Genomic DNA, 14,295 nt, shown 5'->3' with positions numbered 1-14,295 from the left:
AATCACCGCGTGGAGCCCGGGAGGCTGCGAATTCACACCGCCGGTGAGAGGCGAATAATGACCACGAATCCTTTCGATGACGAGAGCGGTCGGTTCTACGTTCTGGCGAACGACGAGGAGCAGCATTCGCTCTGGCCGGCGTTCCTCCAGGTGCCGACCGGGTGGCGGGTCGTGTTCGGCGAGCAGAGCCGGGCCGCGTGCCTGGCCTACGTCGAGGAGAACTGGACCGACCTGCGGCCCAAAAGCCTGCGAGAGGCGATGGCGGAGGGCCGCGCCTGACCTTTCCGGTGTCCCGCCGACGGGACATGCCCAGGGCGCCTGTCCGTCCCGGATGGCAGGTGCCTGCGCGCAGTAACCCGGACACCCGGAGGAGAGTTCACCGTGACCGCGCAGTCAAGTTCCCGACCGATCCCGGTCCCGCTGTCACCCGCACAGGCCCGGCTGTGGTTCCTGCACCGCCTGGAGGGCGCGTCGGCGACCTACAACCTGCCGCTGGCGCTGCGGCTGCGCGGCCCGCTGGACGTGGCCGCGCTCGCCGGGGCGATCCGGGACGTCGTGGGCAGGCACGAGAGTCTGCGCACGGTGTACGGCGAGGACGATGGCGGTACCGCCGTGCAACGGGTGCTGCCGGTGGACGAGGTGTGCCTGCCGGTACCGGTCCTTGACGTCGACGCGGCGGACGTACCCGACGCGGTGCACACCGCTGTCATCGAGGGTTTCGACCTGTCCGGCGACATTCCGCTGCGCGCCTCGGTGCTGCGCATCGGCCCTGAGGAACACGTATTGGCGATGGTGGTGCACCACATCGCCGCCGACGGTGCGTCGATGGCCCCGCTGGCCCGCGATTTGGGCGCCGCCTACGCCGCCCGCCGAGCCGGCCGCGCCCCGGACTGGCCGCCACTGCCCGTCCAATACCGGGATTACGCGCTGTGGCAGCGAGAATTACTCGGCGAGGAGGACGACCCGACGAGCCCGTTGTCAGTGCAGGGCCGCTACTGGCGCGACGAACTCGCTGGCGTGCCCCAGCCGCTGCCGCTGCCCCTGGACCGCCCGCGCCCGCCGGTGGCTGGCGACGCGGGCGACATCGTCGAGCGCACCCTGCCCGCCGCCGTGCTCACCGCTGTCACCGACCTGGCCCGCGCGCACACGGCGACCCCGGCGATGGTGTTCCAGGCGGTGGTGGCTGTGCTGCTGCACCGGCTGGGCGCGGGCGACGACCTGGTGATCGGCTCGCCGATCGCTGGCCGCACCGACGAGGCGCTGACCGACCTCGTCGGGTTCTTCGCCAACACGTGGGTGCTGCGTGTCGATCTGTCCGACGACCCGGGTTTCGCCGAGCTGCTGGGCCGGGTGCGGCGCAAGGCGCTTGCGGCCTACGACCACCAGGATGTGCCGTTCGAGCGGCTGGTGGAGCTGCTGCGCCCGGACCGCAGCACCGCGCACCATCCACTATTCCAGGTGCTCACAGCATGGCAGAACACCCCACTGCCGGACCTGGCGCTGCCAGGATTGGCCGTGTCGGTGGAACCCGCCTTCACCCGCACCGCCAAGTTCGACCTGTTCTTCAACCTGCGGCCCGCACTCGACGGCGATGGCTTGGTGGTGGGCGTCGAGTATGCGACCGATCTGTTCGACCGAGCCACGGCCGAGGCAATCGCCACCCGGTTCGAGCGCGTGCTGCGGGCCGTGCTTGATCGGCCGCATTTGCAGGTCGGCGCGGTGGACATGCTCGACGACCGGGAGCGCAACCTGCTACGGCACGGTTTTAACCGCACCGCCACGTCCGTGCCCGCCGAACCGTTGACCCGATGGATCGCCCGCCGGGCCTCCGTGCGGCCGGATGCGCCAGCCGTGCGGTTCGACGGCGTCGACCTGAGCTACGCCGACCTGGAGTCCCGCGCGAACCGGTTGGCGCACCGGCTCCTCGCCGCCGGCGTCGGACCCGAGGTGAGGGTCGCGGTGGCACTGCCGCGCTCGGCCGACCTGGTCGTGGCCCTGCTGGCGGTACTCAAGACGGGCGGCGCGTACGTGCCGCTGGATCCGGACCAGCCGCCGGCACGGGCCGAGCGGATCCTCGCCGACTGTCGACCCCTGGTGACCCTGCGCGACGCCGACGTGCCCAGTGACTGGCCGGACACATCGCCGGAGGTCCCCCAACTGCCGGCGTCGGCCGCCTACGTCGTCTATACCTCCGGTTCCACCGGCGTGCCCAAGGGCGTCGTGGTCACCCGTCACGCATTGCTGAACTTCCTGCACGCCATGGCGGAGCAGTTCGCGCCGACGCCGGCGGACCGGTTACTCGCGGTCACTACGACGGCGTTCGACATCGCCGCGCTGGAGCTGTTCCTGCCGTTGACGGCAGGTGGGTGTGTGGTCGTCGCGCCGCGCGCGGTGGTCGCCCGCTCCGCCGACCTGCTCGACCTGCTCGGTCGTGAGGCGATCACGGTCCTGCAAGGCACCCCGTCGTTGTGGCAGGCGCTGCTGGCCGAGGACCGGCGTACGCTGCCGGTGCGGGCGCTGGTCGGCGGTGAGCCGCTGGGTGCGGCCCTGGCGGCAGAGCTGGTCGCCCGAACGGTGGGAGCGACCAACCTTTACGGCCCTACCGAGACCACGATTTGGTCCACCAGCGGCCCCGTGGCCGATGGAGGCGCACCGCCGATCGGCCAGCCGATCGCGAACACCCGGGTGCACGTGCTGGATCGGCGCCTCGCTCCCGTGCCGATAGGCGTGACCGGCGAGCTGTACATCGCGGGCGACGGCTTGGCGCGCGGCTACCTCGGCCGGCCGGGACTGACCGCGGCCCGGTTCGTGGCCGACCCGTTCGGGCCGCCCGGATCTCGGTTGTACGCCACCGGTGACCTGGCCCGCTGGGACACCGAGGGCCGGCTACACCACAGGGGCCGGGTGGACGACCAGGTGAAGCTACGTGGCTACCGGGTCGAGCCGGGCGAGGTGGAGCATGTGCTGGCGGGACACCCCGGCGTGGCGCGGGCCGTGGTAACCGTGCGCGGCACGGACGAGGGGCGGCGGCTGGTCGCGCACGTGGTGCCGCGCCCGGACCGTACCCCCGACGCGGCCCTCGACCAGGTCCGGGCTTGGCGCGAGGTCTATGACCAGGCATACGCAGAACCGGCTGCCAGTGACCCGGCGGAAGACTTTGGCATCTGGAAGTCCGGCTACACCGGCGAGCCGATCCCGCGCGCTGACATGCGGTCCTGGCGGGACGCGGCCGTGGAACGGGTCACCTGTCATCGGCCACGCCGGGTACTGGAGGTCGGCGTGGGCACCGGGCTCGTGCTGCACGGCGTGCTCGACGCGGTCGACGAGTACTGGGGCACCGACTTTTCCGCCACCGCCCTGGACCGGCTGCACGCCGACCTGGTCCGCACCGGCCGTGCGGACCGTGTCCGTTTGCGCTGTCAGGCGGCCGACGATGTGACCGGCCTGCCGCCCGGTCACTTCGACACCGTCGTGCTCAACTCCGTCGTCCAGTACTTTCCCAACGAGGACTACCTCGACGCCGTGCTCACCAGGCTGTGGCCGTTGCTCGCGCCGGGCGGGCGGCTGGTCATCGGCGACGTGCGCCGGTACGCCTCCCTGCGCCTGCTGCACACCTCGATCCGGCACGCCCGCGATCGGCGGGCCCGTCCTGCGGCGGTGGCGGCAGCGGCCGACCGAGCCGTGCTGCTGGAGAAGGAACTCCTGGTCGACCCCGGCTGGTTTACCGGTTGGGGCGAGCGGCACGGTGCTGGCGCGGTCGACGTGCGGCTCAAGGCCGGTTCAGGTCACAACGAGCTGACCGCCCACCGCTACGAGGTGGCGCTGCACCATGAATCCGCGCCTGTTGTGCCGGTGCACGACCTGCCCGTCCACCGCTGGACCGACGGTGTCGACGGCATGGCCACGATCCTCGCCGCGGCGCGGACGGGTCCGGTGCGCGTCGACGGCATCCCGGACGCCCGTCTGGCCCGCGACGCCGACGCGACCCGTGCCGTGTTCGGCACGCCCGTCCCCGGCCCACGGGTGGACCCGCACGTGCTGCGCGCCGAGGCCGTCCGGCACGGCCTGGACCTGGTGGCCGTGCCCGCACCGGACCCGCTGCGGTTCGATGCCGTGCTGTTTCCCGGTCCGCCGCGGCCGGAACGGGTGGTCGCGGGCGCGGTCCGGATCCGACCCGGCCCGGTGGTGAACGACCCGGCTGCCGCGCGCGGCGTGGAGGCACTGGTGGCCGACCTGCGCCCGTATGCCCGCGAGCATCTGCCCGAGTATATGGTGCCCGCTGCCGTGGTCGCGGTCGCCGCGCTGCCCACCACCCCCAACGGCAAGCTGGACCGGGCCGCCCTGCCCGAACCCGCCCTGATCGCCACGTCCAGCCGCCGCGTGCCCCGCGACCGGCACGAGGAACTGCTGTGCGATCTGTTCGCGAAGGTCTTGGGTTTGGACGGGCAGGCAGGTCCGGACGACGACTTCTTCGACATCGGCGGGCACTCGCTGTTGGCGGGCAAGCTGGTCACCCGGATCCAGGCGGAGACCGGCGTGTGGTTGCCGCTGCGTGCCGTGTTCGAGTCGCCCACACCCGCCGGGCTGGCCGCCGCGCTGGGCACTGGCACCCGTCGCCCGCCGCTGCGTCCCCGGCCGCGCCCGGACGATCTGGTGCCGGCCTCGGCCGCGCAGGCCCGGCTGTGGTTCCTGCACCGGCTGGAGGGCCCGTCGGCGACCTACAACTGGCCACTGGGGCTCCGGTTGACCGGTGAGGTCGACTCGGAGGCGCTGCGATCCGCGCTGCACGATGTGGTCACCCGGCACGAGGCGCTGCGCACGGTGTTCGTCGAGGTGGACGGCGAGCCGCGGCAGCGGGTGCTGGACCCGGTGGGCTGCCGCGTCCCATTCCAGGTGCGTCCGATGTCCGAGGCACAGTTGCCAGCGGCACTGCGGGAGGTGGCGCGCGGCCCGTTCGACCTGACTCGGGACCTGCCGCTGCGGGCGGTGCTGTTCCGGCTGGACTCGCACACATCCGTGCTGTTGGTGGTGCTGCACCACATCGCGGGCGACGGCTGGTCGCTGGCGCCGCTGGCCCGCGACCTGGTCACCGCTTACGAGGCCCGGCTCGGCGGCACTGCGCCGGGCTGGTCACCGCTTCCCGTCCAGTACGCGGATTACACGATGTGGCAACGGGAGCTGCTCGGCGACCCGGATGACAGGACCAGCGCCCACCACATACAGCTGGCCTACTGGGCACGGCAGCTGGACCGGCTGCCCGAGACCACCACCCTGCCCACCGACCGGCCGCGCCCGGCCGTGGCGTCCAACGCGGGGGAGTTGCTGGCGTTCGGGTTCGACGCCGACCTGAGCCGCCGCGTGGCGGCCCAGGCACAGGCGTGCGGCGCGACCGTGGCGATGGTGCTCCAGGCTTCGCTGGCGGCCCTGTTCACCCGGCTGGGTGCGGGCACCGACATCGCCATCGGCTCGCCGATCGCGGGCCGCACCGACGCGGCGCTCGACGACCTGGTGGGGTTCTTCGTCAACACGTGGGTGCTGCGCACCGACACCTCCGGGGATCCAAGCTTCACCGAGCTGGTGCGGCGGGTGCGCGAGGCGAGCCTGGCTGCTTACGATCACCAAGACCTGCCGTTCGACCGGTTGGTGGAGGAGCTGAACCCGGTCCGCTCCGGCTCGGCGAACCCGCTGTTCCAGGTGGCGCTGGCGGTGCAGAACAACGCCGAGCCCGATTTCGAGCTGCCCGGCCTGCGGGTGGCCTATGAACCGGTCGACCAGGGCACGTCCCGGTTCGACCTGTCGCTGAGCCTGTCCGAGCGGGCCGATGGTAGTATCCTGGGTTTCGCCGAGTACGCCACCGATCTGTTCGATCGTGCCACCATCACCGCCCACTTGGGCCATTGGCGGCGGCTGCTGGCCGCGTTCGTCGCCGACCCGGCCGTCCCGATCTCCGCACCGGATCTGCTGACCGGCCCGGAAAGGGCCCGCGTGCTGGCGCTGGGTCGGCGCGGGCGCGGCGAGGATCCACCTGCCACGACCGCTGTCGCGCTGTTCGCGGGCCACGTCCGGCGCACGCCCGACGCCCCGGCACTGATCACGAGCGAGCGCACTTGGAGCTACGCCGAACTGGACGCCGAGGCCAACAGGGTCGCCCATGACCTGATCGCCGCCGGCGCCGGACCCGAGCGGCGGGTCGGCATCATGCTGGAGCGCTCGCCGGAGCTAGTGATCGCCACCCTCGGCGTGCTGAAGGCCGGCGCGGCGTATGTCCCGATCGACCCGGCGTACCCCCGGGAACGGATCGACTTCGTGCTCGCCGACGCCGCGCCGGTGACCCTGCTGGACGCGCAGTGGGCCGAGCGAAACCGGGGTCACCTGCCCGCGCACAACCCGGAGGTGCCGCTGTCACCGGACAACGCCGCCTACATCATCTACACCTCCGGTTCCACCGGTTCGCCCAAGGGCGCGCTGGCCACTCACCGCAACATCGTCGACCTGGCCGTGGACGCTTGCCTAGGCGACGGTCACCGGCGGGTGTTGCTGCACTCGCCACACACGTTCGACGCCTCCACCTGGGAGTTGTGGGTGCCGCTGCTATCCGGCGGCGCAATCGTGCCGGTCCCACCGGGGCGGTTCGCCACCGGCGTGCTCGCCGACACCGTGGTGGCGGGCGGCGTTACCGGGATCTGCATGGCCACCGGCCTGTTCGCGCTGCTGGTCGAGGACCGGCCGGAGGCGCTGGCCGGGGTCGCGGAGCTGTGGGTGGGCGGTGAGGTGTTGCCGCCCGCCACCGCCCGCCGCGCCCTGACCGCCTGCCCGGACCTGCGGCTGGTCAACGGCTACGGCCCGACGGAGAACACAGCGTTCGCCGCGCGGCATGTCGTGGCCCTGGCCGACCTGGACGGCGCACCGGTGCCCATCGGCGTGCCCACGCAGGGCAGCGACCTGCTGGTGCTCGACGCCGCGCTGCGCCCGGTGCCGCCCGGGGTGGTGGGCGAGTTGTACACGGCGGGCGCGGGCGTGGTGCGCGGCTACGTGGACCGGCCCGGCCCCACCGCCGACCGGTTCACCGCCAACCCGTACGGCCAGCCGGGGGAGCGGATGTACCGCACCGGCGACCTGGCTAGGTGGAACGCGGCGGGCCGGCTGGAGTTCGTCGCCCGCGCCGACACCCAGGTGAAGGTGCGCGGCTTCCGGGTCGAACCGGGCGAGGTGGAGGCGGCGCTGCGGCGCCAGCCCGGGGTGGCGCGGGCCGTCGTGCTGCCCTACGTGGACGCGCTGGACGAACGCCAGTTGGTCGCTTACGTCGTGCCCGACCGGCACGAGCCCGGCGCGACCGACCCGGATCGCCAGCTCACCGAGTGGCAGGAGGTCTACGAGCACGTCTACGACCGGCCGGTCGACCCCGGCCCACTGGCGGACGACTACACCGGTTGGAACAGCTCCTACACGGGCGCGCCGATCCCGCTGGAGGAGATGACCGGGTGGCGGCAGGCCGCCGTGGACCGCATCACCGCGTACGTGCCGCGCCGGGTGCTGGAGATCGGCGTCGGCTCCGGCCTGCTGCTGCGCCCGCTCGCGCCCGTCGTAGACAGCTACTGGGCCACCGACTTCTCCGCCCACGCCGTGGACCGCCTGCGCGACCACGTCGACCGCGACGAGGTGCTGCGCGACCGGGTCCGGGTGCGCTGGCAGGCCGCCGACGACCCGACGGGGCTGCCCACCGGCCACTTCGACACGGTAATCCTGAACTCGGTGGTCATGTACTTCCCGGACACCGACTACCTGGAACGAGTGCTGGACGTCGCGTGGGCCGCACTCGCGCCCGGCGGCCGACTGATGGTCGGTGACGTGCGCAACTACGCGACCGTGCGGCGGTTCCACGCCGCCGTGCACCGCGCCCGGCACCCGGACGCCTCGGACGCCGCCGTGCGCGCAGCCGTCGAGCAGGCCGTGTTGGGGGAGAAGGAACTCCTGCTGGACCCGGTGTTCTTCGACGCGTGGGCGCGCAACCGGTCGGCCGCCGTCGACATCCGGCTCAAGCGCGGCACCGCGCACAACGAGCTCACCCGCCACCGCTACGAGGTCGTGCTGCACCGCGCCCCCGTCAACACCCGGTCGGCCGCCGACCTGCCGCACGTGGTGTGGGGTGTCGACCTGCGCGACCCGGCCGACCTCGACCCGCTGCTGAACGCGGTGGGCCCGGTGCGGATCACCCGCCTGCCCAACGCCCGGCTGGCGAGCGAGGCGGGCGAGGCGGGCGAGGTGGACCCCGAGAAACTGATCCGACGCTGCGCGGCCCTCGGCCGAACTGCATACTGCACTTGGTCGCCCGACGCGCCCGACCAGTTCGAAGCCGTAGTGCTCGACCAACCCGCCACGGCCTTGGACGGCGTGTACCGGGCGGGCAAGCCGACCGGACCGACGGCCAACGCGCCCGCCCTGTCCCGGCACGCCGCAGTCTTGCCCTCGGCAGTTCGCGACGGCTTGGCCCGCAGCCTGCCCGAGTTCATGGTGCCCGCCGCCGTCGTGGTGCTGGAGCGCCTGCCGTTGACCGCCAACGGCAAGGTCGACCGGACCGCCCTGCCCGCACCCGAGTTCGCGGGCAGCGCCTACCGACCGCCCGCTACCGACGACGAACGGGCCCTGTGCGGGCTGTTCGCCGAGGTGCTCGGCGTGGACCGAGTGGGCGTCGACGACGATTTCTTCGACCGGGGCGGCCACTCGCTGCGCGCGATCCGGCTGATCTACCGCATCCGTGAGCGGCTGGGTGTCGAGGTGCCGATCCGAACCGTGTTCGCCCACCCGACCGTCGCCGGGCTCGCCGGGCAGCTACCCGGCGAGTGCCGGCAACCGGAGTTCGCAGCCGAGGCCGCGATCTCGCTGCCCGCTGCGGTGGACCCGTTCGCCGTAGTGCTGCCGCTGCGCACCGAGGGCGACCGCCCGCCGCTGTGGTGGGTGCACTCCGGAGGCGGCCTGTGCTGGCCCTACCTCGGTTTCGTGCCGCACGTGCCTGCAGGGCACCCGATGTACGGATTGCAGGCACGCGAATTCCGCGCCGACGCGCCGCGCCCGAGCACCGTCGAGGAGATGGTCGCCGACTACGCCGATCAAGTGCTGGAGGTCCAGGCCGCCGGGCCGTTCCACGTGCTGGGCTGGTCGCTGGGCGGCACGTTGGCACACGCGCTGGCCGTCGAACTCCAGCAGCGCGGCCACGAAATCGGCCTGCTCGGGCTGATCGACTGCGTGCCCGGTGACATGTTCGCCCGCTACGACGTGCCCGATGAAGCCGGGGTGCGTGCGTTCCTGGCCAACTACATGGGCCACCTCACCGACGTCGACGGCTACCCGCGGCTGCTGGAGACCGCCGCGTCGATCGTCGTCGACCACACGCTCCGGATGCGCCGCTACACGCAACCGGTGTACCGCGGCGACGCGGTGTTCTTCAACGCCCTGCTGGACCCGGAGACCCGCCGGGAGCGCGTGCTCGACGAGCAGTTCGCCGACCTGTGGCGGCCGCTGGTGACCGGTGACCTGCGCCGGTTCGACGTCGCCTGCACACACCAGGAGATGTACTGGCCGCGTAACGCCGCCGTGATCGGCGCGGCGCTGGGCGGCCTGCTCACACCGTGACCACCGCGGCGCCCGGACGCCGCACCAGGAGGAAATCGGATGACCTTCGAGAGGACGAGTACCCACCACACGGTCGACCACGACTTCACCGCCGAGTGCCGGGCAGGCGGCGACGCCCCGGCGCTCGCAGCCGCCGCCGCGCTGCTGGAAATGGGCGACCGGCTCGGCGTCGTCACCGTGATCCAGACCGGCGAACCGTTCACCGTCGCGCAGTTGGCTCAGGCGGCGGACCTGCGCGAAACCGGTGTCGCCGGGTACTGCGAGGCGCTGGAGTCGGCCGCGCTGATCGAACCCGTCGGTACCGACGGCGGTACGTTCCGCGCGGTGCCGGACTTCGACGTGATCCAGCACCAGGCCGGATTCCTGTCATGGACGATGAACGCCAACCGGCCGTTCGTCGAGAACGCCCGCGACTTCCTCAACGACCCCGACCGGGGCACCGGCATTGACCTGCGCGACGGCCGCGAGGTGGCGGTCAGCTCGCAGTGGATGGGCTCCAAGGCGTTCTACCCTGCCGCGTTGAGCGCGCTGATCGAGGTGAAACCCGCCGTGGCCGTCGACCTTGGCTCGGGCACCTGCCGGCTGCTGATCGAGATCCTGTTGGCACTGCCGGACTCGCGCGCGGTCGGCTTGGACCTGGACCACGACTCGTGCGCAGCCGCCCGGCAGGCGGGGGACCGTGCCGGAGTGAGCGACCGGCTCACCGTGTTCGAGCGGCCCATCCAGTCCATCGCGACAGACCCGTCGCCGTTGGAGGGCGCGGACGTCATCCACGCAGGATTCGTCTTCCACGACATGTTCCCCGAGGAGGAGAACACCGCGATGGAGGTGTTCGCCCGCTGCCGGGAGGCGTTGCGGCCCGGCGGGATCATGGCGCTCACCGAGGCCGTGCCCTACCTGCGTAACACGCGGGAACGCCGGTTCAGCGCCGCCGTCACCTACTTCCACCACCAGTTCATGAAGCGCCGCCTCCAGACCGAGAAGGAGTGGGAGGCGCGGCTGCGCGACGCGGGTTTCTCCGCCGTGGAGCCCGTCGAACTCGCCTTCCCGACCGGGCGGCTGTTCCTCGCCCGTAAGTGAAACCCTGGGAGGACCGCGATGACCGACTTCCCCGAGCAGTGGGAATTCCACCCGGAGCACTTCTGGCTGCGCGGCCGGCACGCCGAACAGGTGGTGCGGTTCGACGAGACGGTGGGGCTGTGGAACGTCTACGGGTTCCCCGAGGCGGTGGAAATCTTCACCGACCCGAAGTGCTTCTCCTCCGACACCACCCGGCTGGTGCAGGTGGAGGTGGAGGACAATCCGTTCAGCGACGGCAACCTGATGCAGATGGACCCGCCGGCGCACAGCGCACAGCGCCGCCTGGTCAATAGCGCGTTCAGCCTGAAGACGGTAGCGGCGCTGGAAGACCGCGTCGAACGGCTGGCGCACGAACTGCTCGACGCGGTGGAGGGCGACGAACTGGAACTGGTCGCCGACCTAGCCTACCCGCTGCCGGTCATCGTGATCGCCGAACTGCTCGGCGTGCCAGCCAGCGACCGCGACCTGTTCAAGGGCTGGGTCGACAAGATGCTGGAGGGCACCGGCCAGATCTCCCTGGTGGACCGACAGGAGGAGCAGGGCCGGGAGTTCCAGGAGCAGATCGACCACATCCGGCCGCTCTACGAGTACCTGCACGCGCACACCGTGGAACGCCGCCGCAAACCGCGCGAGGATCTGCTGTCGCAGCTGGTGCTGGCCGAGATCGACGGCGTGCGGCTCAACGACGCCCAGATCGTCAACTTCGCCAACATCCTGCTCTTCGCCGGCCACCTGACCAGCACCATGCTGTTGGGCAACACGGTGTTGTGCCTGGACACCGTGCCTGGCCTGCGGGACTTGGTGCGCGAGGACCGCGACCGGCTGGTGCCCGCCATCGAGGAGTCGCTACGGTTCTTCAGCCCGTTCGCGCTGGCCTACCGGGCCACCACCGAGGAAGTCCAGATCGGCGGACAGACCATCGGCAAGGATCAGATGGTACGGGTGTGGATCGCGGCGGCCAACCGCGACGCGCGGCAATTCGTCGCCCCAGACACGTTCGACCTGTCCCGCAACTCCGGCGCGCACATGGCGTTCGGACGGGGGGTGCACTTCTGCGTCGGCGCGCCGTTGGCCCGGCTGGAGGGCCAGGTGACGCTCAATGTGCTGCTGGACCGCTTCCCGAAGCTGACCATCGCGGAGGACCAGGTTCCGACGTTCTCCCGGTCGGCCGAAATCTGCGGCGTCGACCGGCTGCCGTTGCGCGTACGGTGACCGCCACGACGACCTGGGCGCACCTGCCCGGACCGGACCCGTTACCCGATGCCCAGGTGCGCGAACGGTCCGCGGACGCCCCGTTCGGCACGGTGTTCACCGAGCACGTGGTGACGCTGAGGTGGACACCCGGACGAGGCTGGCACGACGGCACGGTGTGCCCTCACACAACGATGACGGTGCCGGTGGCACTAGCCGGTCTGCACTACGGCCAGGTGGTGTTCGAGGGCTTGAAGGTCTACCGGCAACCCGACGGCGTCCCCGCCGGGTTCCGGGTGGCCGACCACGCCCGCCGGTTCGCCGCTTCGGCGCGCCGGTTGGAGATTCCGGAGCTGCCGGGGGAACTGTTCGAGTCGGCGATCCGTGCGTTACTGGCCGTCGACGGCCGCTGGGTACCCGAGGGCGAGAGTCGCGCGCTGTACTTGAGGCCCACGCTCTACGGCGCGGAGGCGACGCTGGCTCTGCGCCCGGCCCGGGAATACGCGTTTCAGCTGCTGGCGTTCCCCACCGAGGCGTTCTTCGGCCGCGCTGTGGAGCCGATCCACGTGTGGGTTCCCGCGCACTACTCCCGGGCCGCGCCCGGCGGTACCGGCGAGGCCAAGTGCGCAGGCAACTATGCGGCGGGCTTCGCTGCTCAGCGCGAGGCTGCGGAACACGGCTGCCGGCAGGTGTTGTGGCTCGACGCCGCCGAGCACCGTTTCGTCGAGGAGCTGGGCGGCATGAACGTCTTCTGGGTGACCGAGGACGGTACGCTCGGCACCCCGCCGCTGACCGGCACCCTGCTGCCCGGTATCACCCGCGATTCGATCCTCACCCTCGCCTCCCGCGCGGGCCTGCGGACCGAGCAGCGCCCGATCACTCTGAACGAGCTGTGCTCGCCGGCGACGACGGAGGTGTTCGCCTGTGGCACCGCCGCCGTCGCCACTCCGGTGGGCGCGATCGTCAGCACGCATGGTAGGTGGCCGGTCGGCGACGGCCGGGCGGGTCCCGTCACGACCGGCCTGCGGGAGGCGTTGACCGCCATCCACCACGGTCAAGCCCCAGACCCCGACAAGTGGCTGCTGCGCCTGGCCTGACCGCCGTCCCGTCGCCGGGACACGTCGGGCCCGCCGGTTCACCCCCGACCCGAGGGTCGGTGTGATCGGCGCAGCGGCACGCCCCTTCGACCCGAGGAGGATTCGCGTGGCCGAGTTGACGCAGTGGAACCCCGACCCGAGGCACTTCTGGCTCACCGGCAGGCAGCCTGCGGAGCTGGTGGACCGCAACCCGCAGACCGGCGTCTGGCGGGTGTACGGATACTCGGAGTCGGTGAAGGTGCTGGCCGACCCGAAGACGTTCTCCTCCAACACCGGCCGCATGGCCGACATGGAGGTGAAGTTCCTGGAGGGCAACCTCCTGGAGATGGATCCGCCCGACCACGGCAAGCTGCGCAAGGTCGTCAACCACGCCTTCGGGCACAAGGTGGTCGCCGACCTGGAACCGAGAGTCGTGGCCCTGACGCACGAATTGCTTGACGCGGTGGCGGGCAAGGACAAGGTCGAGCTGATCCGCGACCTGGCCTACCCGCTGCCGGTGATCGTCATCGCGGAGCTGCTGGGGATACCGGCGAGCGACCGTCACCTGTTCAAGCGGTGGGTCGACGAAATGACCGAGCAGGCACACGAGTACTCCCACATCGAGTCCGACGAGGAGCAGGAACGGATCCTCAAACACGCCATGGAGCAGATGCAGCACTTCGTCGACTACATGAGCGAACACGCCGCCCACCGCCGCCGCACGCCGTCCGACGACCTGTTGGGAACCCTGGTCGAGGCAGAGGTCGACGGCCGGCGGCTTACCGACACCGAGGTGGCCAACTTCGCCAACGTACTGCTGGTCAACGGCCACATCACCACTACGATGGTGCTCGGCAACGCCGTGCTGTGCTTGGAGGCGCACCCGGACACACGCGAAGAGGTCCGCGCCGACCGCACCAAGGTCCCGGCCGCGATCGAGGAATCGATGCGCTACCTGACCCCGTTCCCCGAGATGGGCCGTGTGACCAACGTAGAGACCACAGTGGCGGGCAAGGTGATACCGGCCGACCAGATGGTCGCGGTGTGCCTCGGCGCGGCCAATCGTGACCCCCGTCAGTTCGCCCGGCCGGATGTCTTCGACATCACTCGGGACCCCAATCCGCACCTCACCTTCGGCCGGGGCATCCACTTCTGCGTGGGTGCTCCGTTGGCCCGTCTGGAGAGCCGGGTGGTTCTCAACGTGCTGCTGGACCGCTTTCCGAACCTGCATGTCGATCATGACGATCCGCCCGTGTTCCAGGCCAGTCCGTATGTGACCGCGCTGGAAAAGCTTCCCATGGTGACGACCTGAAAGGAG

At 71.2% G+C, this 14,295-nt stretch carries 5 protein-coding genes and 1 pseudogene; all 6 read left to right on the top strand.

What is annotated here, in order from left to right; translation table 11 throughout:
• Positions 1–57 precede the first annotated feature (57 nt).
• The 6 genes and pseudogenes from EKG83_RS25955 to EKG83_RS25930 all read left to right on the top strand — a co-directional run bounded on the left by EKG83_RS25955 (position 58) and on the right by EKG83_RS25930 (position 14,289).
• Positions 58–279 carry an MbtH family protein gene (locus EKG83_RS25955; protein WP_033433597.1) on the top strand — a complete coding sequence of 74 codons (222 nt, stop codon included), beginning with the start codon at positions 58–60 and terminating at the stop codon, positions 277–279.
• Between the two features lie 123 nt (positions 280–402).
• A pseudogene (locus tag EKG83_RS25950) lies at positions 403–9,630 on the top strand (amino acid adenylation domain-containing protein); the annotation flags it as partial.
• A gap of 39 nt (positions 9,631–9,669) precedes the next feature.
• Positions 9,670–10,710 (top strand): class I SAM-dependent methyltransferase, encoded by a 1,041-nt coding sequence (locus tag EKG83_RS25945; RefSeq protein WP_033433567.1) that lies wholly within the window; start codon positions 9,670–9,672, stop codon positions 10,708–10,710.
• A gap of 18 nt (positions 10,711–10,728) precedes the next feature.
• Positions 10,729–11,922: a cytochrome P450 gene (locus EKG83_RS25940; protein WP_033433566.1), complete on the top strand. Its 1,194-nt coding sequence runs from the start codon at positions 10,729–10,731 to the stop codon at positions 11,920–11,922.
• Positions 11,919–12,998, top strand: a complete 1,080-nt coding sequence (locus EKG83_RS25935; protein ID WP_033433565.1) for a branched-chain amino acid aminotransferase — start codon at positions 11,919–11,921, stop codon at positions 12,996–12,998. Before EKG83_RS25940 ends, EKG83_RS25935 begins: the two co-directional genes overlap by 4 nt.
• 106 nt (positions 12,999–13,104) lie before the next feature.
• On the top strand, positions 13,105–14,289 hold the full coding sequence (locus tag EKG83_RS25930) for a cytochrome P450 (protein WP_051766500.1): 1,185 nt from the start codon (positions 13,105–13,107) through the stop codon (positions 14,287–14,289).
• The last annotated feature ends 6 nt before the right edge of the window (positions 14,290–14,295 follow it).

Origin of the sequence: Saccharothrix syringae (assembly GCF_009498035.1) — a bacterium.
GTDB classification, from domain to species: domain Bacteria; phylum Actinomycetota; class Actinomycetes; order Mycobacteriales; family Pseudonocardiaceae; genus Actinosynnema; species Actinosynnema syringae.
The sequence above is the reverse complement of the archived record's forward strand: the minus strand, read 5'-3'. Positions and strand labels throughout refer to the sequence as shown.